At 64.5% G+C, this 19,425-nt stretch carries 18 protein-coding genes and 1 pseudogene; 14 read left to right on the top strand and 5 right to left on the bottom strand.

Translation table 11 applies throughout. The annotated features are described in order from the left end of the window. Positions 1-28: 28 nt before the first annotated feature. Positions 29-649: a hypoxanthine phosphoribosyltransferase gene (gene hpt, locus EG850_RS01640; RefSeq protein ID WP_124969208.1), complete on the top strand. Its 621-nt coding sequence runs from the start codon at positions 29-31 to the stop codon at positions 647-649. A 211-nt stretch (positions 650-860) separates the two neighbouring features. Here the strand turns inward: hpt and EG850_RS01645 are convergent, their stop codons facing one another. Next, positions 861-2,333 carry an RNB domain-containing ribonuclease gene (locus EG850_RS01645; RefSeq protein ID WP_124969210.1) on the bottom strand — a complete coding sequence of 491 codons (1,473 nt, stop codon included), beginning with the start codon at positions 2,331-2,333 and terminating at the stop codon, positions 861-863. A gap of 227 nt (positions 2,334-2,560) precedes the next feature. Then, entirely contained in the window at positions 2,561-3,295 is a 735-nt protein-coding gene (locus tag EG850_RS01650; protein WP_185714898.1) for a GntR family transcriptional regulator, read from the bottom strand. Between the two features lie 178 nt (positions 3,296-3,473). Between EG850_RS01650 and EG850_RS01655 the strand changes: the two genes are divergently transcribed. From EG850_RS01655 to folE, 4 genes are all read left to right on the top strand, one after another. After that, positions 3,474-4,121, top strand: coding sequence for an HAD family hydrolase (locus EG850_RS01655; RefSeq protein ID WP_124969214.1), 648 nt, complete (start codon positions 3,474-3,476; stop codon positions 4,119-4,121). After that, positions 4,118-4,993 carry an endonuclease/exonuclease/phosphatase family protein gene (locus tag EG850_RS01660; RefSeq protein ID WP_124969216.1) on the top strand — a complete coding sequence of 292 codons (876 nt, stop codon included), beginning with the start codon at positions 4,118-4,120 and terminating at the stop codon, positions 4,991-4,993. Before EG850_RS01655 ends, EG850_RS01660 begins: the two co-directional genes overlap by 4 nt. A gap of 215 nt (positions 4,994-5,208) precedes the next feature. Then, entirely contained in the window at positions 5,209-7,182 is a 1,974-nt protein-coding gene (gene ftsH / locus EG850_RS01665) for an ATP-dependent zinc metalloprotease FtsH (protein ID WP_124969218.1), read from the top strand. A 2-nt stretch (positions 7,183-7,184) separates the two neighbouring features. Continuing rightward, positions 7,185-7,763, top strand: a complete 579-nt coding sequence (gene folE, locus EG850_RS01670) for a GTP cyclohydrolase I (protein ID WP_124969220.1) — start codon at positions 7,185-7,187, stop codon at positions 7,761-7,763. Positions 7,764-7,840: 77 nt separating this feature from the next. On the opposite strand, the gene EG850_RS01675 is transcribed toward folE, so the two are convergent. Then, the gene (locus EG850_RS01675; RefSeq protein WP_185714899.1) at positions 7,841-8,725 is read right to left on the bottom strand and encodes a type IV toxin-antitoxin system AbiEi family antitoxin domain-containing protein; all 885 of its coding nucleotides are present in this window, start codon (positions 8,723-8,725) and stop codon (positions 7,841-7,843) included. Between the two features lie 215 nt (positions 8,726-8,940). Between EG850_RS01675 and folP the strand changes: the two genes are divergently transcribed. The 5 genes from folP to EG850_RS13385 all read left to right on the top strand — a co-directional run bounded on the left by folP (position 8,941) and on the right by EG850_RS13385 (position 12,711). After that, positions 8,941-9,792, top strand: a complete 852-nt coding sequence (gene folP, locus EG850_RS01680; protein ID WP_124969224.1) for a dihydropteroate synthase — start codon at positions 8,941-8,943, stop codon at positions 9,790-9,792. Then, positions 9,789-10,772 carry a 2-amino-4-hydroxy-6-hydroxymethyldihydropteridine diphosphokinase gene (gene folK / locus EG850_RS01685; protein WP_235829168.1) on the top strand — a complete coding sequence of 328 codons (984 nt, stop codon included), beginning with the start codon at positions 9,789-9,791 and terminating at the stop codon, positions 10,770-10,772. The genes folP and folK overlap by 4 nt, the downstream gene beginning before the upstream one ends. Then, complete coding sequence (locus tag EG850_RS01690) at positions 10,769-11,320, top strand: DUF3180 family protein (RefSeq protein WP_185714900.1); 552 nt, start codon at positions 10,769-10,771, stop codon at positions 11,318-11,320. Before folK ends, EG850_RS01690 begins: the two co-directional genes overlap by 4 nt. 591 nt (positions 11,321-11,911) lie before the next feature. Next, positions 11,912-12,250 carry a transposase gene (locus EG850_RS13380; protein WP_214609488.1) on the top strand — a complete coding sequence of 113 codons (339 nt, stop codon included), beginning with the start codon at positions 11,912-11,914 and terminating at the stop codon, positions 12,248-12,250. Positions 12,251-12,264: 14 nt separating this feature from the next. Then, on the top strand, positions 12,265-12,711 hold the full coding sequence (locus EG850_RS13385) for a hypothetical protein (protein ID WP_214609489.1): 447 nt from the start codon (positions 12,265-12,267) through the stop codon (positions 12,709-12,711). Here EG850_RS13385 and EG850_RS01705 read toward each other — a convergent pair. Further along, positions 12,687-13,928 carry an IS30 family transposase gene (locus EG850_RS01705; RefSeq protein WP_214609490.1) on the bottom strand — a complete coding sequence of 414 codons (1,242 nt, stop codon included), beginning with the start codon at positions 13,926-13,928 and terminating at the stop codon, positions 12,687-12,689. The genes EG850_RS13385 and EG850_RS01705 overlap by 25 nt on opposite strands. A 41-nt stretch (positions 13,929-13,969) precedes the next feature. On the opposite strand from EG850_RS01705, the pseudogene EG850_RS01710 reads away from it, so the two are divergent. Then, a pseudogene (locus EG850_RS01710) lies at positions 13,970-14,401 on the top strand (transposase); the annotation flags it as partial. A gap of 189 nt (positions 14,402-14,590) precedes the next feature. Here the strand turns inward: EG850_RS01710 and EG850_RS01715 are convergent. Continuing rightward, complete coding sequence (locus tag EG850_RS01715; RefSeq protein ID WP_124969227.1) at positions 14,591-15,757, bottom strand: nucleotide sugar dehydrogenase; 1,167 nt, start codon at positions 15,755-15,757, stop codon at positions 14,591-14,593. Between the two features lie 138 nt (positions 15,758-15,895). On the opposite strand from EG850_RS01715, the gene EG850_RS01720 reads away from it, so the two are divergent. The 3 genes from EG850_RS01720 to EG850_RS01730 are packed head-to-tail and all read left to right on the top strand — an operon-like array spanning position 15,896 to position 19,379. Continuing rightward, positions 15,896-16,372 carry a PH domain-containing protein gene (locus EG850_RS01720; RefSeq protein ID WP_124969229.1) on the top strand — a complete coding sequence of 159 codons (477 nt, stop codon included), beginning with the start codon at positions 15,896-15,898 and terminating at the stop codon, positions 16,370-16,372. Continuing rightward, positions 16,372-18,660 (top strand): PH domain-containing protein, encoded by a 2,289-nt coding sequence (locus tag EG850_RS01725; RefSeq protein ID WP_124969231.1) that lies wholly within the window; start codon positions 16,372-16,374, stop codon positions 18,658-18,660. The genes EG850_RS01720 and EG850_RS01725 overlap by 1 nt, the downstream gene beginning before the upstream one ends. Next, positions 18,657-19,379 (top strand): DUF2520 domain-containing protein, encoded by a 723-nt coding sequence (locus tag EG850_RS01730; protein ID WP_124969233.1) that lies wholly within the window; start codon positions 18,657-18,659, stop codon positions 19,377-19,379. Before EG850_RS01725 ends, EG850_RS01730 begins: the two co-directional genes overlap by 4 nt. The last annotated feature ends 46 nt before the right edge of the window (positions 19,380-19,425 follow it).

The raw sequence follows: 19,425 nt of genomic DNA on the forward strand, positions 1-19,425 counted from the left end.
CGGATGCACGAACTGAGAGGGAGCTGACGTGCGCGCAGAGCAGATTCAACACGAGGTTCGCGAGGTGCTCCTCAGCGAGGATGAGATTCGCGGTCGTCTTGCCGAGATGGCGCGCGATATCGAGCGCGACTATCACGAGCGCACGCCGCTGCTCGTCGGCGTGCTCAAGGGTGCCGTGTTCGTGATGACCGACCTCGCGCGCTCGTTGCGCATCCCGGTCGAGATGGACTGGATGGCGGTGTCATCGTACGGTTCGGGAACGAAGTCGACGGGTGTGGTGCGCATCCTGAAGGACCTCGACACCGACCTTACCGACCGCCACGTGCTCATCGTCGAGGACATCATTGACTCGGGTCTGACGCTCACTTGGCTGAAGCAGAACCTTGAGTCGCGGGGTGCGGCGTCGGTGGAGATTTGCACGCTGCTGCGCAAGCCCTCGCGGCTGAAGTCGAACGTGTTCGTGCGGTATATCGGCTTCGATGTGCCGAACGAGTTCGTGGTTGGCTACGGTCTTGACTACGACGAGCGCTACCGCAACCTCAACGATGTGGTCGTGCTGCAGCCCGAGGTGTTCGGCGGCGAAGCGACCGACGAGCCAGTCGAGCCGGCCCGCCGGGTGCTGCGCCCCGGGATCCCCGAGGAGGCGTAGCCGCGCGCAGGGCTGCGGCCCTCGCATCCCGCGTGCTGAGGCCCTCGCGTCCCGCGTGCTGAGGCCCTCGAAGCACAGCTCCTCCCACTAATCCGCGCGCTCCCGCCTAATCCGCCCGCTGCAACGCGCGGTTTAGCCGGGAGCGCGCGGATTAGCGATGGTACGACTGCGCGCGCCATGCGACCGGACCGCAAGAGACGCCAACGGCGCGCTACTCGGCCAGCTCGAAGCGCACCCGGCGCTTCGCGATATCCGCTTCGATGAGTCGCACCTGGATGCGGCGCCCAGGCGGCACGTCGCCGCGGCACTGCGCGATGACCGGCGGGTCAAACACGAACACCTCGGCATCGTGTTTGCCATCGCCCGGCCGCAACATACCGGCGGCGAACTCCGACCCCACCTGATCGGCCAGCGCCGTCGCTTCGGCCAAATTGAGGCAGGCATTGTCGACCGCGTTCGCGAGCTGGCCGGTGCGCTGCATGATCGCCGGGATGTCCGCGAGCGGGGATGCAGATTCCTTCGCCACCGGCGCGGCGGCGTCGCCAGCAGCCTCCTGCGCATCCTGTTCATCGAAGTCGAACCACTCGCCGTCGCTGAGCTCTAGGCACAGCTCCGTACCAAACCGGTCGGCCAGTCGCCGAATCGGTGCGGTCACATGCGCGTACTCATTCGCGACGCCCGCGTGCGAGCGGCGGTCGGCGCTCGGCAACGCATCCCCGGCACGAGTGTCGAAGGCGAGGTAGCCAGATCCGCGCAAGAGCTTTGTTGCGGCCATATTCAACGCAAGTGTCGACAGTTCCTGCGGCGGCAAGGATGCGAGCAGGGCGCCGGGCGCCGCATCCCCAGGCTCAATACCGAACGCGCGTGCCGCGTCGCGAAAACGAGCGAGCGACTCGGCGTCGGGCCGAGGCAGGGTGCGCAACAGGCCCGCGCCACCGCGCACCATGATCGCGGCGGCGGCAATGCCGGTCGCGAGCGAGCACTCCGAGTTCCACGCATCCACTTGGGTGCGCGGTTCCAAGCGCAGCCGCCAGCCGCCTTCGACCGCGGTGAGTTCCTGCGCCGGGAGCTGTAGCTCGATCGCGCCGCGTTCGAGCGCCCGGTGCGCACGCACTGCACCAAACGACGGCAGCGCCTCGATCGCCGGCGGTAGCGCGACGTCGCGATCGACCGCATCCTGCACGCCCGCGTAATCGAGCCGGGCGGTGACGTGCACGAGCGCGCGCCGCAGGCGGGCGCGGCGAAGGCGACCGGATGCGTCCGCGTCAATTTGCCAGAGCACCGCCGGTCGGTCTTCGCCGGCGACGAGGCTCGCGAGTTGCTCGCCGAGGATGCGCGGATGCAACGGCACACTGCCGTCGGGAAGGTAGATGGTCTGGCCGCGCAAGCGAGCTTCGGTGTCGAGTGCTCCGCCGGGTTCGATGAATGCGCCGACATCGGCGATCGCGTAGCTCAATCGGAAGCCGTCGGTCGTGCGCTCGAGGTGCACGGCTTGGTCAAGGTCAAGTGAGCCGGGTGGGTCGATCGTGACGAAGGGGATCTCGCGGGCGTCGATGCGGTCGGCGGCGAAGCGGTCTTGCGCGTTCGCGGCTTCGCGCTCGACTTCGTCGGGAAAGGCGCTCGGCAGTTCATACTCCGCGCGCACGCTAGCGAAATCGAGGTCGACGGCACGATTCGGACGCATGCCGACGAGGGTACGTCGCTGAAGCATCCAGCTGGCTGAAGCCGCGGCCTGCGTAGGCCCAGACCCTCGAAGCACGGTTCGTGTGCTGAGGTTCTCGAAGCACGGTTCGTGTGCTGAGGTTCTCGAAGAACGGCTGGTATGCCCCTTCGAGAGCCTCAAGACGCGAAGGTGCGAAGGTGCGAAGGTGCCTCAGGGTGCGGCTCAGTCGCAAGGCTCGAAGCGAGCTCCTACAAATCAACCCATCGCAGCGGGTTCGACTGCTCCGATGACGACACCGCGATGGCGAGCATCCCACTGAGATAGCGGTCCTCAGAGTTCTCGAGCGGCAGGCCGTGTCGATCCGCGCTCACACGGTGATGGCTGAGCAGCGGCTTCCCGCGGGGCACGCAGAGCAGCCGCGAATCCTCACTCGACGCCGCGACCGCCGCGAACGAGTGGTCCGCCCGAGTGAAATGCACACCCTGCTCGCCGAGTGCATTGGTCACTGACGGTAGCGACGGGTCCATTTGCTCGACGATGCGGCCGAGCCAGTCGGGGTAGCGCGCGCGCTCAAGCATGACGATCTCGCCATCGAGCGTGCGCGTGCGCACCACCAGCAACACCCGGTCGCGCGTGGCGCAACGCAGGTTCCGCACATCCGAGCTATTCGCCGTCACCCACACCTGGTCAACGACACTGCCGCCGGGCTCTCTGCCCTGCGCATAGGCCCACTGGGCGAATGAGAGCACTTCAGAGAACGCCGAGGGCGCGTTCGGCCGACGCACCACGGTTTTCGGGGCCCCACGGCCGCCGGCGAGGGTGCCCTCAAGCACGAGATTGCGCAGGGCGAGGCGGACAGTTCCGACCGAGGCGCCGTGGATTTCGGCAAGCTCACGCTCGGTGGGCATCGACGCACCGATCTCGATGCGTTCCGCATCGATCTCATCGCGGATGCGTTCAGCAATGGATTCGTGGAGAAGCACAGTTCGTATCCAAACTCGGAATGCTGACGGGTTATCCGTCAACGGTGGCACTAATGTAAGGGTCGCTCGCTGACCGTTTCCGTGTTGGTGGCTGGATCAGGTCTGGGAAGACCAGGGATTTCAAAGGGCATTTCGGGTGGAAACTGACTCAACCGGCGGCAACCAGCAACGAGCGGTGATGTTAAAGCTAGACGGTCTAGATGGGATCATCTTTGATTGTGACGGCGTCTTGGTCGATTCGGAGTCGTCGTGGCTCGAAGTCGTCGGTGATATCGGCGCCGCACGCGGCCGGTGCGACCTTGATCGGGCCCCCTATCGCGGCCTCACGGTGATGGATGCGGCGATCAAGTTGGCCGCCGAACTCGGCGAAGCGGTCGAGCCGCTTCGCAGTGAACTTGCGGTCGCGTTCTCGGCAGAATTGCGCGTCGGTGTGCCTACGATGCCCGGCGCGGTGGATCTCGTGCGCGCGCTCGCCGGTCGCATCCCGCTCGGCGTTGCGAGCAACTCAAGCGCTGACGATCTCGAGAGCCTGCTCGGCGCATCCGGCCTGCGCCCCCTGTTCGAGATCGTCGCGAGCGCCGACGATGTCGTCGAAGGCAAACCGAACCCGGCGCTCTATCTCGAAGCGGCGCGGCGACTTGGCATTGACCCGACCCGCTGCCTCGCGATCGAAGACTCCCCGGTCGGCTCGCGGGCGGCCATGCTCGCCGGGATGCGTGTGGTCGGTGTCAACGCCGACCCGAGCGTCGAGCTCGAGGCGCACTACCGCCTTGCGAGTTGCAATGACGTTGCCGAACTGCTTGAACTCACCGAGGTGCGCGCATGACCACCGTGCTCTGCTGGAACCTCTGGTTCGGTGGCCGCGAAATCGAGTCGGGGCGCGCGAAACAGGCCGAGCTCATCTCGCGCGTCGCCCCCGATATCGCGATCGTGCAGGAATGCTTCGGTGACGGCGGCGAAGAGCTTGCTGATCGTCTCGGCTGGCGTGCCCGCCAGCAATCGTGGGACAACGCGGTGCTCACGGCGCATCGGTCGAAACTGCTTGGCACGGATACTCGTGCCTTCGGCACGGCGGCCGCGGTCGACCTGCCGGGCCTCGGCCTCACCCTTGTGTGGTCGGTGCACCTCTGGTTTGACGATTACGGCCCGTACGCGACGGCGCAGGGCGCCGATCAGGATGCGGTAGACGCGTTGCCGGGCGAGCAGCGTCGAGTGCGTGAGATTGAACTCATCTTGGCTGAGACCGACCGAATGCTCGGCACGGAGGTTCCGGCCGAGACGCCGGTGATCATTGCGGGCGACTTCAACTGCCCGTCGAGCGACGATTGGGCCGCGCGGCCTGATCGCGTCGACGTGTCGTGTCGGGCGGTCGATCGCCTGCACGGGGCCGGGTACACGGATGCGTTCCGTGACGTGCATCCCGATGCTGCGGTCGTCGGTGGGGAAACCTGGTCGGCGATCGAGGCGGATCACGAGCCGCTTGACCGCATCGATTTCGTGTTCGTGCGCGGTGTTGAGGTCAAGGAGGCGCGCGTGCTCGGCGCGGCACCCGCGAACGTGCACGGCGAGAAGTTTGCGGATGCATCCTGGTTCGACAACTACGGCGGCACCTGCGCGCCGATTCCGCACCAGCGCGACAATAGTTTCGCGAGCGACCACCAGGCGCTCGTCGTGAAGCTCGCGCCCCTCGCACGCTGAGGTTCGCCGTCCCGTGCGCTGAGACTCGCCGTCCCGAGCGCTGAGACTCGCCGTCCCGTGCGCTGAGACTCGCCGTCCCGTGCGCTGAGGCTCTCGAAGCGCCCGCATCCACCGTGTTCGTTGAGCGCGCAATTCATTCTGGTCGCCCGCAGGTCACCCGCAGGTAGGCTTTAGGCCGTCCCGCCCTCTGTAGAAAGCCCTGCGAGCTCGCATCCATGAAGAAGTTCCAGAAGACCCTGAAGAGCCCGATCGTCATCGTGCTGCTCGCCGTCATCCTCATCGGGGTCGGATTCAGCCTGATCAACATGCAGGGCACCCGCGAGGTGACGACGCAAGAAGGCATCACCCTGATCGAGGCCGGCAAGGCCGAGAAGGTGAAGATCGTCGACGGTGAAAACCGCGTCGACGTTGAGCTCACCGAGCCCGACGAAAAGTTCGGTCAGCACATCCAGTTCTATTTCGTGGATGCACGTGCCGATGCGGTCGTGCAGGCGGTCGACAAGGCCGCGCCCGAGGGTGGCTACAACGATGAAGTGCCCGGTCCGAACTGGATTTCGACCGCGCTGTCACTCCTGCTGCCGCTCGTGCTCATCGGTTTCTTCGTCTGGATCATGTTCTCGGGCATGCTCGGCGGCGGTGGTGGCGCTGGCGGCGTGATGAAGTTCGGCAAGTCGCGCGCGAAGCTCGTCTCGAAGGAAGACCCGAAGGTCACCTTCGATGACGTTGCAGGTGCGAACGAGGCGCTTGAAGAACTCGCCGAGATTAAAGACTTCCTGATGGCGCCCGACAAGTTCACCGCGGTCGGCGCGAAGATTCCTAAGGGTGTGCTGCTCTACGGCCCGCCCGGAACCGGTAAGACCCTGCTCGCCCGCGCCGTTGCGGGTGAGGCTGGCGTGCCGTTCTACTCGATCTCGGGTTCTGACTTTGTCGAGATGTTCGTCGGTGTCGGTGCCTCGCGGGTGCGCGACCTCTTTGAGCAAGCGAAGAAAGATGCGCCGGCCATCGTCTTCATCGACGAGATCGACGCCGTCGGCCGCCAGCGTGGCGTGGGTCTCGGCGGCGGCAACGACGAGCGCGAGCAGACGCTCAACCAGCTGCTCGTTGAGATGGACGGCTTCGACGGCAACACCAACGTCATCCTGATTGCCGCGACGAACCGACCCGATGTGCTCGACCCGGCACTCCTGCGCCCGGGCCGCTTCGATCGCCAGATCGGCGTCGACGCCCCCGATATGGACGGCCGTCGCCGCATCCTTGAGGTGCACGCGAAGGGTAAGCCCCTCGCATCCGATGTCGACCTCGCCGTCGTTGCCCGCAAGACGCCGGGTTTCACCGGTGCCGACCTCGCGAACGTGCTTAATGAGGCGGCCCTGCTCACCGCGCGCATGAACGCGCAGATCATTGACGCGCGCGCCATTGATGAGGCTGTCGACCGCGTGATTGCGGGCCCGCAGCGTCGCTCGCGCGTGATGAATGATCAGGAGAAGCTCATCACCGCCTACCACGAGGGTGGTCACGCGATCGCGGCTGCGGCGCTGCGGCACACCGATCCGGTCACGAAGATCACGATTCTGCCGCGTGGTCGTGCGCTTGGCTACACCATGGTCGTGCCGCTTGAAGACAAGTACTCGGTGACGCGCAATGAGCTGCTTGACCAGCTCACCTACGCCATGGGTGGCCGCATTGCTGAAGAAATCGTGTTCCACGATCCGACCACCGGCGCTTCGAATGACATCGAGAAGGCGACGAAGACCGCGCGCAAGATGGTCACCGAGTACGGCATGACCACGCGCCTCGGTGCCGTGAAGCTCGGCGACGGTGATGGCGAATCGCCCTATGCCGTCTCGAAGGGTGCGCCCTATGGCGATGCCGTGGCCTCGCGCATCGACGACGAGGTGCAGGGTCTGCTCGAAAACGCGATGCAAGAGGCCTATCACGTGCTCGATCGCAACCGGGCGCTGCTTGACCAGCTCGCGGCCGAACTGCTCGAGCACGAGACAATCGGTCACGAGCGACTTGCTGAGTTGTTCGCCAACATCGAGAAGCTGCCCGAGCGACCGCAGTGGCTCTCGAGCCCGCAGCGCCCGGTGAGCCTGCAGCCACCGGTCACGCTCAAGCCGCATCTGCAGGTCGATGAGATGGGTGGCGGCGCCGCCCACGGTCACCAGCAGACGCAGCAGCCGGAGTAGCCGTGGCCGTTGATGAGGCGCGCGCCGCGGCCGCAATTCGCGAGTTCTTGATTGCGAGCGGTATTGCCGCTGATGACGCGCGTGTTGCCCGCACCCCCTTGAGGGTGGCGGCTGCGGCTACGGAATTGCTCGGCGGCGAGGGTGTTGACCCGGTGCCAGCGTTGCGTGATGGCCGCTTGCCGGCGCCCGATAGCGATCTTGTGCTCGTGCGCAATATCCGCTTCCGGGCGATGTGCGAGCATCACCTGCTGCCCTTTGATGGTTGGATTCAGCTGGCGTATCTGCCGGGCGATTCGATCGTGGGCTTCGGGCGACTGTACGACCTCGTCGAGACCTGCTCGAGTCGGTTGACGCTGCAAGAGCAACTCGGTGAAGACCTCGTCGATGCGTTGATGCTCGGCCTGGGTGCGAGGGGCGCGCTCGCCGTAGTTGAAGCGCGACAGGGCTGCGTCGCCGATCGCGGCCCGCGCCAGGCGGAGTCTGACGCAGTGAGCGTTGCGGCTCGTGGCGCACTCACCGAGTCGTCGGCCCGCGCCGAGGCGTTCCGCCTCATCGCCCTCTCCGCCACCGACCGCGACTGACGCTGTTGGTGATTTCCTGTCACCCACGCGTGGTCTCGAGGTGTTATTACCTTGACAAGGCGCTTGCGTGACGATTCCTACGCCGCTCGCAATTGTCGGGCGGTCTTGCCTGCTGTGACCCGCAGTGAGCGCGGCGGATATCGATGCCCATCGCGCCGAATCACGGCCATAACGTCTTGTCCGACTGAGTCGAGTTCGAACATCACCTCCTCGTAGGTCAGGCGGATGACGACATACCCGAGCCTGACGAGTCGTCGGTCGCGCCGCCGATCATTCCGGTACGACTCTTCTGAGGTGTGGTGAGAAACGCTGTCAATCTCAACTACGAGCCGCTTGCCGATCAAGAAGTCGACACGTCCCACGCCCGGGATCTTCGATTGCACCGTGTACTTAATGCCCTTGCGATCCAGCCAGAGACGGAATCGGCTTTCTGTCCCAGATTCCGATTTGCCGTTGACCGAACGAATCACGGGCCGTCCCACCGGACCCGCGAGGCTAATGATGTGCTCAAGCTCCACCGAAGAGATGAGTCCTCGCTGCAACGCCGAGTCGGCGAGAATGACTGCGCTTTCGGTATCGAAGTCTCGAATAGTCACCAAGAGCGCAGTGAACACGTCATCAACGCTCGTCCTGATAGGTCGTGACAACTCACCACGCAGCGCATGCGAAGTGACATTGAGGGTCTTCCGCACCCGGTCGTGACGTGATGCTCGCACGTTGAGGCCGAGGTTTGGCGGCGTCCACGCGCCGTGCAGTCGAAGTGCCGAGGGCCCTGTCAGCGCTCCGCCCAATGTCACGGCTCGAGCGACTCGATTGTCTGCGTTTGGTAGGGCGTACCACCCATTGCGCAGGCGAATGATCTTTCCTGCCTTCGTGAGTTGTGTGATGTTGGCTCGCGTTTGGCCGAATGAGCCGAGTTGCGCGGTTGAAAAGACCCCGTAGTAGGTGGGTTGTGCAGTCATAGCCGATAGAGAACCCGGTCTCGGCATCGAATCGGTCGAAATCTGCTGCCTCTGTGGATGTTCCGTTGTCCACAGGGGGTGCGGTAGGGAAGGCGATGGCCAATTGAGCTTGCATTCTCGTCACCTATACCGCGCCTCGAGGCATCTACACCTCGACAGGTTGCAGGGGTGACAAAATCCCGAAGCAACCACGCGCGCGGTGCGAGGATGGAGGCATGACGAGCGAATCTGCGACTGAGCTCATGGGCGTCCTCAACGTGACGCCCGATTCCTTCTCGGACGGCGGGAGCTGCGAGGCGAGCACGCCCGAGCAACGCACGCAGCGCGCGCTCGAGGCCGCCGCCGCGATGATCGCGGCAGGCGCCACCATCATCGACGTCGGTGGCGAATCCACCCGACCCGGCGCCACCCGCGTGCCCCAAGAAGAGGAGTGCGCACGCGTGCTCCCGGTGGTCGAAGTGCTCGTTGCCCAGGGCATCCGGGTCTCGGTCGACACGATGTACGCGGCCACCGCCGCCGCCTGCCTCGACGCCAAGGGCCCAGGCGAAGTCATCATCAACGACGTCTCGGGCGGCCTCGCCGATGCCGAGATGCTGCCGGTCGCCGCGAGCCGCCAAGCCAGATTCATCCTGAGCCACTGGCGCGGCCACTCGGTCACGATGAACGACCTTGCGATTTATGACGACACCGCCGCCGAGGTACTCGCCGAACTCACCCAGATGCGTGACCGCGCCGTCGCTGCCGGCATCGCGCCTGAGTGCATCATCCTCGACCCGGGCCTCGGTTTCGCCAAAGACGGCAATGACAATTGGGCGATTCTCAAGCGACTCGATGACTTTCAGCAGCTCGGCCACGACCTTCTTATTGGCGTCAGCCGCAAGCGCTTCCTCGGGGCGCTCTTCGACCAGGATGCACCGGTCACCGATCGTGACCTCCCCACCGCGGTCATCTCGGCACTTTGCGCCGAGCGCGGCGTCTGGGGTGTGCGCGTGCACAACGTCGCAGCCAGCCGAACCGCGATGGATGTCGTGGAATCCTGGCGCGCAGGTGGGAAGGTAATGCGATGAGCGAGCTCGAACGGCGCGACCACCCGGCTGATGCCGCGATCGACTTGATGCCGACCCGGCCAGGCCCGGCCGCGCATCCGGCCCTGCCCGCACCCGAGCTCGATCGCATTACGATCGACCGCCTGCACGTGCGCGGTCGCCACGGTGTCTTCGCCCACGAGCGCGCCGAGGGCCAGGACTTCTACATCGACGCCGAAGTCTGGCTCGACACTCGTGCCGCCGCACAGTCCGATGACATCGAAGACACCCTTCATTACGGTCACCTCATGCGTGCCCTCTATCAGGTGGCGCTGCGCGAACCGGTCGACCTGCTCGAGACGCTCGCCGAGCGCCTCGCCGCCGTCACCTTCGCCTTCAATGGGCCGCAAGCCGTGCGCATCACAGTGCACAAGCCGCAGGCACCGGTGAAGCTGCGATTCAACGATGTGGCCGTTTCGGTCTTGCGCTATCGGCCTGAGGGTCCGGAGCCCGAGACTCCGCGTCGCCCGCACGCCCGCGCGGTCATTGCCCTCGGTGCGAACCTCGGCGATCGTGAGGCCGCGATCCGTGAAGCGATGGATGCGATCGAGGCGCTCGATGGCGTTTGGCCGCACCGCCGCTCGAGTATTTACGAGACTCCGGCGCTCACGACGCACGGCGTCGACGAGTCGGTGCCGGCCTACCTCAACGCCGTCATCACGTTGCACACCGATCTCGATCCGCACAAGCTTCTCGACGAACTCAATCGCATCGAGGATGCGCACGGTCGCGAGCGCGTTGAGCGCTGGGGGAGTCGCACCCTCGATCTCGATCTCATCGAACACGGTGACCTCGAGAGCGCTGATGAGCGGCTTGAGCTGCCGCATCCTCGTGCCTTCGAGCGCGCGTTCGTGCTCGCGCCGTGGGCTGAGATCGAGCCGGATGCATCCCTCACCGGGCGCGGACCGATTGCCGAACTACTCGCGAACGCCGCCGACCGGGTCGAGAGGTATCGCGCGTGAAATACACGAACCCGTTCGTGCTGGTGCTCAGCGCTATTGCCGGGGGCGCGGTCGCGGTTGCGTTCGAGACGTGGCTCATTAGTTCTGGCCAGCCGCTCTTCTTGCTCTCTCCAGTGTTCAGTGGAACCCTGCTCGCGACTGCGATCGTGACGCTCGCGATTGCCTGGCCGGTGCGTCGGTACACCGCGGCGATGCGTCGGGTGCGGGAGTTGCGGCGGCGCGAGAGTGCGCTCGACCCGGATGCTCTGGATGCGGCTGCACGTGCTGCTTCGGGAAAGCGTGTGAATCCTGAGCGGGCGGTGTTCGCGCTTGCACTCGCGAAGGCGTCAGCGTTGGGCGGTGCCGTGTTTCTTGGTGCGGCGATTGGGATCGCCGGCATGATCGTCACGCGCCCCGGCGGGTTCTTCGGAATTGAGCAGACGTTGCTCGCGGGAGGATGCGCGCTCGTCTTGTTGGTGGCGGGATTGCTTGCCGAGTTCTGGTGCGTATTGCCTCCGGAAGATGGCGATGCTGAGCAAACTTCGAACGGTGAGCGGGCCGCTGTCTAACTCTTGGTGCTGAATCGTTTTCGCACGGATGTGCTGAATCATTTGTGCACGCAGTTCGCCAAGAGAAGTTTGGTGAACTTTCGGTGAATCGCGGCCGCGTCTAATACCACGCTGATGCGTGGTTTCTGCAGGTGACGCCTGAAATCCACCTGTGAGGGCGTCATTTGTGGACGATCCAGAATGTCTGATAGACGCCCGCTTAAGTTGGATGCGCATAAAGACATCGCTGTTGAAGTCATGTACGCTGTCCAAACATAGCAACCGATGACGGTTGTTGGTGTCCAGTATTCATCTAAGTCTTGCCGGGCGCGGCGTTGGAGACGAAGACAATGGCTGTTAGATCTCGGGTGTATGAATCACTGGGCCCACGTGCCAAGAAATGGCCGGTCTTCGGTGCAATCGCAGCGCTAGTCCTTGGGGTCGGGTTCACCTCGATCGCAGCCCCGGCCGAGCCGGCGCAGGCTCAGACAACGGGGCCGAACGTGTTCGGGACAGAGTTCGACATCGACGGCACCATCGACCGGGACTGCTGCACGAGTAGGTGACATCTGAGCTGGCTTGCCCGGGAGGGCGGCCTGGAAGGATGTTGCTGTGCCCAAGCCTTACCCGAGCGAGTTCCGTGACGACGTGGTGCGCGTCGCTCAGAACCGCGAGCCTGGAGTCACGATCGAGCAGATCGCGAAAGACTTCGGTGTTCACCCGATGACGCTGCAGAAGTGGCTCCACCGCGCCAAGGTCGAAACCGGCGCTGCGCCCGGAACGACCCTCTCCGAGGCGGCCGAGCTGCGCGAAGCGCGCAAGCGGATCCGGTTGCTCGAGCAGGAGAACGAGGTGCTGCGTCGGGCGGCGGCGTATCTGTCGCAGGCGAACCTGCCGGGAAAAGGCTCTACCCGCTCGTTACGGAGCTCGCCGCCGCAGGGATCCCTGTGACGGTGACGTGTCGGGTGCTCAAGCTCTCCCGCCAGCCCTACTACCGGTGGCTGGCGGACCCCATCACCGAGAGCGAGGTGGTGGAGGCGTATCGCGCGAACGCGCTGTTCGACGCGCACAAGGATGACCCCGAGTTCGGACATCGGCTGCTCGCCGACGAGGCCCGCGATCACGGTGAGGCGATGTCGGACCGCACCGCGTGGCGGATCGCCTCAGCGAACGGCTGGTTCAGCGCGTTCGGGAAGCCCAAGCGCGGCAAGCACCGGAAGCCGGGGCCTCCCGTGCACGACGACCTCTGCGCCGTCGTAGACGAGCACGGCCGGACCCGACACGTGTTCACCGCCGACGCGCCGAACGAACTGTGGCTGACGGACATCACTGAGCACAAGACCGCCGAGGGCAAGCTCTACCTCTGCGCGATCAAGGACGGGTGGTTTCAGAGAGCCAGCGCAACACCGTGAATAAGTTCGTCCATCTTCTCACGCGGCGTGTAGAAACCGAGAGTCTTACGCGGCCGATTATTGAGCTGGACCACGACTGCCTGAATCTCTGCATCACTGACCGTATTGAAATCAGTTCCCTTGGGATAGTAATCACGAATGAGACCATTGAGGTTTTCGTTTGACCCCCGCTGCCACGGGGAATGCGGATCACAAAAGAACACCGGGCAGCCCGTCGCTACAGTGAACTCGCGATGCCTAGACATCTCTTGACCTTGATCCCAGGTCAGTGTTTGCCGGAGCCGTGCCGGTAACTGCTCGATTTGTTGGCGGAGCACATCGATCACAGTCTTCAAGACCCGCGTGCCGGGCAGACGACCGATTAAGGCGAATCTCGTTGTCCGTTCCACAAGAGTCACAAGCCCTGAGTTCCCAGGCCCAACTACCAAGTCCCCTTCCCAATGCCCAGGCACAGCACGATCAGAGACAATGGCAGGACGGTCAGATATCCGTGCTCCCTCGAGCCAGGGACGTTCCCCACGCGCAGGTAACCGCGACGCAGGTATTCTTCGATTTCGACCCGAACGTAGGGCTTTCACCACTGTCAACTCATGCCGAAGCGCGCCCTTGCCCTGCACATAGAGTGCTTGGTAGATCGTCTCGTGAGATATTTGCCGATCTGGTCTGTCAGGAAACTGCATACGCAATCTTCCCGCAACTTGCTGCGGGGAGTATTTCTCATTGAGTGCCGCAATAACAAGACCGCGGAGATCACCATGGTCAAGCTTGCCAGCACGACCTTTGCGTCTGGCTTGCATCGTACGATGATGGGCGACCCCTGAGTGATACTTGAACTCACGGGCAGGGCCGTATCCGCGCCCCGTCTCGACCCGGTGCCGTCGTATTTCCCGAGACACCGTCGACACAGCGACAGCCAAATGTACTGCAATCGCACGTAAAGACCATGCGGGCGAGCTATTGATCGCCATCTCGATGAAGGTCCTGTCGTCACGTGTGAGTCGTCGATACGCCCGAGAAGGCTGAGTTCTTTGGGTATCAGAGTCTTTCACTGGTTCGATACCGCCCCGAGCGCCCATTCGAATGATCATGCCTGCAAGCCTGGCCCACTCGACGACCGCACCGGTATTCACGTTGAAGTGTTTCGCTGTTGTTTGTGCTGACGAGCCTGAAAGTAGCATTGAATACGCGATGCGGCGTTGATCCCATGAAACTGCCATAACGACCTCCTAGAGAAGGTGTTGCGCTGGCTCTCTGAAACCGCCACGTGTTCTCCGGTCGGATCGTCGGGTACTCGATCGACTCGCGGATGAAGTCGCGACTGGCCGTTCAGGCGCTCGAGAACGCCGTCGCGATGCGCGGCGACGTCGCCGGCTGCGTGGTTCACTCAGACCGGGGATCTCAGTTCCGCAGCCGGAAGATGCTCCGCGCCCTGGCCCGTTATCGCATGGTCGGATCCATGGGTCGCATCGGCTCAAGCGGGGACAACGCGGCTATGGAATCCTTCTTCGCGCTGCTCCAGAAGAACGTCCTCAACCGCCGCACCTGGACCACTCGCGACCAGCTGCGCATCGCGATGGTCACCTGGATCGAACGGACCTACCACCGGCGTCGGCGGCAGGCGCGCCTTGGCCGTTTGACGCCCATCGAGTTCGAGACCATCATGAACACGGCCGTCGCACTGGCGGCGTGACTAAGAACTGTCACCTATCCGTGCAGCAGTCCCCCGTTCCCCTGGTGGATTCTGGTCGTGGGGCCGCTCGTGGTTGGTTGGGCGACCTACGGCATCATCGCCCTTCGTACATCGCGCAAAGAAACGCGCGAAAACCTCGATGAGCCGATTTAGCGCCTAATCGCGGCCGCTGCGTCTTCGAACGGCCGCCTAATCGCGGCCATAGATATCCCGGCTGTACACCTTCTCCGCCGCATCCTCGAGCTCGGCGCTCATGCGGTTGGCGATGATGACGTCGGCGCGCGAGATGAACGCATCCCGATCATCCACGAGCTCAATGCCCGGGAAATCTTCGGCGCGCGCACTCGGCTCAAACAGGATGATCTCAGTGCCGGCCGCGGCCAGGTGGTTCATGATCACCTGAATCGACGATGAGCGGAAGTTATCCGAACCCGACTTCATCGCGAGCCGGTACACACCAACGACGCGTGGCTTCTTCGCGAGAATATCCTTCGCGATGAAGTCCATGCGCACATCGTTCGACTCGACAATCGCGCTGATCAGCGTCTGCGGCACGCCGTCGTAGTTCGCCAGCAGCTGCTTCGTGTCCTTCGGCAGGCAGTAGCCGCCGTAGCCGAAGCTCGGATTGTTGTAGTGCTGGCCGATGCGCGGATCGAGCGAGACCCCGTTGACGATTGACGCCGCATCCAGCCCGTGCTGCGCCGCAAAGGTGTCGAGCTCATTGAAGTAGGCCACGCGCATCGCGAGATACGTGTTCGAAAAGAGCTTGATGGCCTCGGCCTCGACGGTACCGGTCACGAGCACGGTCGGGTCCGCATCCAAGGATGCTTCGGCAAGTAACCCCGCAAACTCGCGCGACTTCGCCTCGTCACCGGCGACGATGATGCGGCTCGGGTGCAGATTGTCGTAGAGCGCGCGACCCTCGCGCAAGAACTCGGGGCTAAACAGGATCGTGAGCTGCGGGAACCGCTCAGCCATGCGCTGCGTGAAGCCCACCGGCACGGTCGACTTAATCACCGCGACGGTCGAAGGCGACAGCCGCGCAATGCTCGCGAGCACCGACTCGACACTGCGGGTGTCGAAGTATCCCGAGTCAGTGTTGTAGTCGGTCGGCGTCGCGATGATCGCGTAGTCAGCGCCCTCAAGTCCCTCCTTCGCGTCGGTCGTCGCGGTGAGGTCAAGCGGCTTGGATGCGAGGTAGTCGATGAGCTCGGAATCAACCAGTGGCGAGATGCGCGCGTTCACCGCGGCGACGCGCTCGGCGTTGAGGTCGACGGCCTTGACCGTGTGCCGCTCGCTGAGGAGCACCGCACTTGCGAGACCGACGTAACCAAGACCAAAGACCGCAATGTTCACAAGAGCCCGTTTTCGCTTGAGGGGTGGATTCGAGCATCCTAGGTGACGCGAACAACCGGCAGGGCGGCGGCTCACCAGGGGCTTCGCGATCGTCGCTTGCTAAACTGTGCGCGAACAGTAGGGCGACCAGGGAGTGCCATGAATCAGTTCGACCACCCGAACATCCAGTGGCATCGGGTTTCGCCAAAGTTTGTGATGCGCGAGGTCGTGACGATCATCATCGGCGTGCTCGTGTGGGCGGCCATTGCGGTTGCGCTCTCATTTATCCCGGGGATGTGGTGGCTCATGGGCGCGATTCCGGCGCTGCTCACGGCGATCCCGCTTACCTACGTGGTGCAACGCACGCGCGCGATTGGCTATGCCCTGCGCCAGGACGATCTGCTCTTTCGCCGCGGCCTCTTCTTCAGCCGCTTGGTCGCGGTGCCCTACGGTCGCCTGCAGATGATTGACGTGCGTCGTGGCCCAATTGACCGGATGCTCGGACTCTCGGCCCTGCGGACCATGACCGCCGCTCCCATGTCGCAGGTGCTCGTTCCCGGGTTGCCGGAAGCTGAGGCGGAGCAGTTGCGTGACCACCTCATCCGTGTTGCTGAGACTCGACGGGCCGGACTCTAATGGCGCAACCACCGCAACAGCCGTTTCAAGGGCGTGGGTTGACGCCCGGATGGCCGCCGAAGCCCGCGCACACGCCGCCGCCGGGGCAGATGCCTCCGGGTGGTCCCGTGCCGCCGCCGCCCGGGCCGGGGCAAGAGCCTCCGAGCCAGCCGCAGGAGCTGCAGCCTGGCTACCAGTCACCCTCTGGTCAGCAGTCGCCGGGGCAACAACCGTTTCCAGGCCAGCAACCGTCACCTGGCTACCAGCAACACCCCGGGCAGCAACACTCGGGTCAGCCGTCCCCGGGCCAGCAACAGTTCCCCGGGCAACAACCGCCGCCCGGGTACCAGCCGCGGCCAGCGCAACAGCAGCCCGCTCAGCAACGCCAGCCTGGACGCCACGGCCCGGTCTCGTCACTCGCCGACGGCGAATGGCACCGGCTCAGCCCAATGACGCCGTGGTCGACGGCCATCCCGATTCTCATCGCCATCATCGGAACCACGCTGGCAATCGGCGCGCCGATGATTCTCGCCGCGCTCCTCGCAGAACCGTTCGACTCACGCGGCCGCGCATCGCTCGGGGCGCCGGTGATTGTGATCGTCGGCATGCTCCTCGTCGCGGTGCTCGCTGCTGGCTGGCCGTTCCTGAGTTATCGGTTCGCCACGTTCCGACTCGGCGACGACATCTTTGAGATGCGTCAGGGCGTGCTGTTCAAGCAGCATCGCCAGGTGCGCCTCGACCGCCTGCAATCGGTCAACCTGAACCGGCCCATCGGCGCACGATTCTTCGGACTCACCCAACTTGAGACCGCCGGCGCTGGCGCCGATAGCGACATCAAGCTGATGTACATCAAGCGAGACGACGCCGAGGCACTGCGCGCTGAGATCTTGCGCCGTGCATCCGGTGCTCGACAGGCGCGCGTGCAGGCAGGTGCGCAATCGCTGCCGAGTGCGTCGCCGATGCATCCGAGCGCCACGGTGCCGACGGCGCACCCGGGCGGGATGCCGGCCCCCCAACATGCACCCGGGCCGCAACCGGCCGCCGCACCGCAACGGCCGCGCCGAGTGCTGGCTGACTTCATCGATGCCGCGATCCTCGATATCTCTGACATCAACGATGGCCCGCAGATGCCCGAGCATGCGGTGGTACGCGTTGCCCCGGCCCGAATTGTCGGATCGACCGCGCTCACGCTCGGCCTCGTGCTCGGCATCATCATGCTCGTCATGGGCGCGACCTGGGCAATTATCGCGGCTGTGCAAGCCTCAGTCGCACCGGATGCCCGCATTGAAACGGATCTCGTCTTCGGCTGGACCATGGGCCTCACCCTGCTCATGACCGCGATCGCCGGGTTTTTCGGGATGCTCGGTTCGCTGCTTTCGACGCTGCAGTACACGATCGCTGGCACACAGGATGGCCTGCGCATTGGCAAGGGTGTACTCAACAAGACGAGCGACACCGTGGCGCCGGGCCGTATCCATGCCGTGCAAATCAACCAGTCGATTCTGTGGCGACCGTTCAAGTGGTACTCGGTCACCGTGAGCCGAGCCGACCTGCAGATGCCGACCAACACGAGCAACAACGGCGAGAACTCCAACGCCTTGTCTCGGCAGACGCTCCTGCCGGTGGGCACACTGACCGATGTGCAACGCGTGCTCGCGCTTGCCCTGCCGATGCACCAAAGTGCGGTGACGCCGAATCTCATTGAAGCGGGCATGGCTTCGGGACGTCGTCCCGAGTTTGTGGCAGCACCGGGCCGCGCGTGGTGGCTCAAGCCGCTCGCCTTCCGCCGCCTCGGCTACGCGATCGACCGCGGGGTCATGTATCTGCGCAGCGGTTGGCTCATTCGTCGGCTCGCGATCATTCCGGGCGAGCGGATGCAGGGGGTCACGATGACGACCGGTCCGCTGCGTCGTGCCGCGCGCGTGGTGACGCTGGGGCCCGACATCGTGCAGGGGCAGGTATCGCATCGACTTCCGCTCGTGGATGCTGAGGGTGCGATCGAGTTGCATGATCGCGTCGAACAATTGGCGATTGCGGCGGCGCAGGCCGACACCTCGCACCGGTGGCGCGAGGCGCAAGCCCGGCTCACGGTCAACTCGGCGCGCATGCAGGTGGATGACGCGCGCAGTCGCGGCGAGCAGCCTGATCCGCGCGCGCTGTGGGTGTTGCGCGCCGAGGAAGAGTGGATGCGGTCGCAGCAGGGTCAGTCGGCGCAGCCAGGTCAGCCGGGTCAGCCGGGTCAGCCGGCTCCGCAGGGCGGGCAAGCCCCGCAGCCGCCGCAAGCAACTCCACCGGTGGACCAACAGTGAGCGCCGCACAGCGCGACGGTCGCCTCGGCGTCGGCGTCGTCGGGGATGATCCCTTCGGTCCGGTGTTTGCGGCCGGGCTCGCCGGAGCCGGACACGCGCTGATCGGCATTGCTGTCTCCGAGGGCCTCGCCGCAGACCGTGCTGAGGCGATGTTGCCATTTTCACAGCGGCTTTCGGCCGAGCAAGTTATTGAGCGCAGTGAACTCGTGGTGCTTGCCGAGCCGGCAGATCGACTTGAGCAACGCATCCGCGAACTTACCGAGGCGCGCATGTGGGTACCGGGCCAACTCGTCGTGCACCACTGCGCTGAATTTGGTACGGCACTACTCGGCCCGGCGCTCGACCAGGGCGTGATTCCGCTCGCGATTCATCCGGCCATTGACGTGACCGGAACCTCGATCGACCTCGTGCGCTTGCGCGAGGGCTGGTGCGGAGTGACCGCACCGCGACCGGTGCTGCCGATTGCGCAGGCGCTCGTCGTTGAGCTCGGTGCTGAGCCGGTCGTGATCGCCGAACAAGATCGCGCGACCTATGCCGAGGCGATTGATACCGCTACCTCGTTCACGCGTTCGATCGTGCAGCAGGTCACGGCGTTGCTCGCAGGCATTGGCGTCGACCAGCCCGGATTCGTGCTCTCGAGCCTCGTGCGCTCTGCCGCGGACAATGCCCTCGCGGAGGCGCAGCCGACGCCGCCGCCGCTCGAGCCGCCGCCGGTGTGACGAGTGGAACTGCGTACGTGCCATTTGGAACTTAAAGTGTGCCTGT

Source organism: Gulosibacter macacae, assembly GCF_003865375.1.
Classification (GTDB): domain Bacteria; phylum Actinomycetota; class Actinomycetes; order Actinomycetales; family Microbacteriaceae; genus Gulosibacter; species Gulosibacter macacae.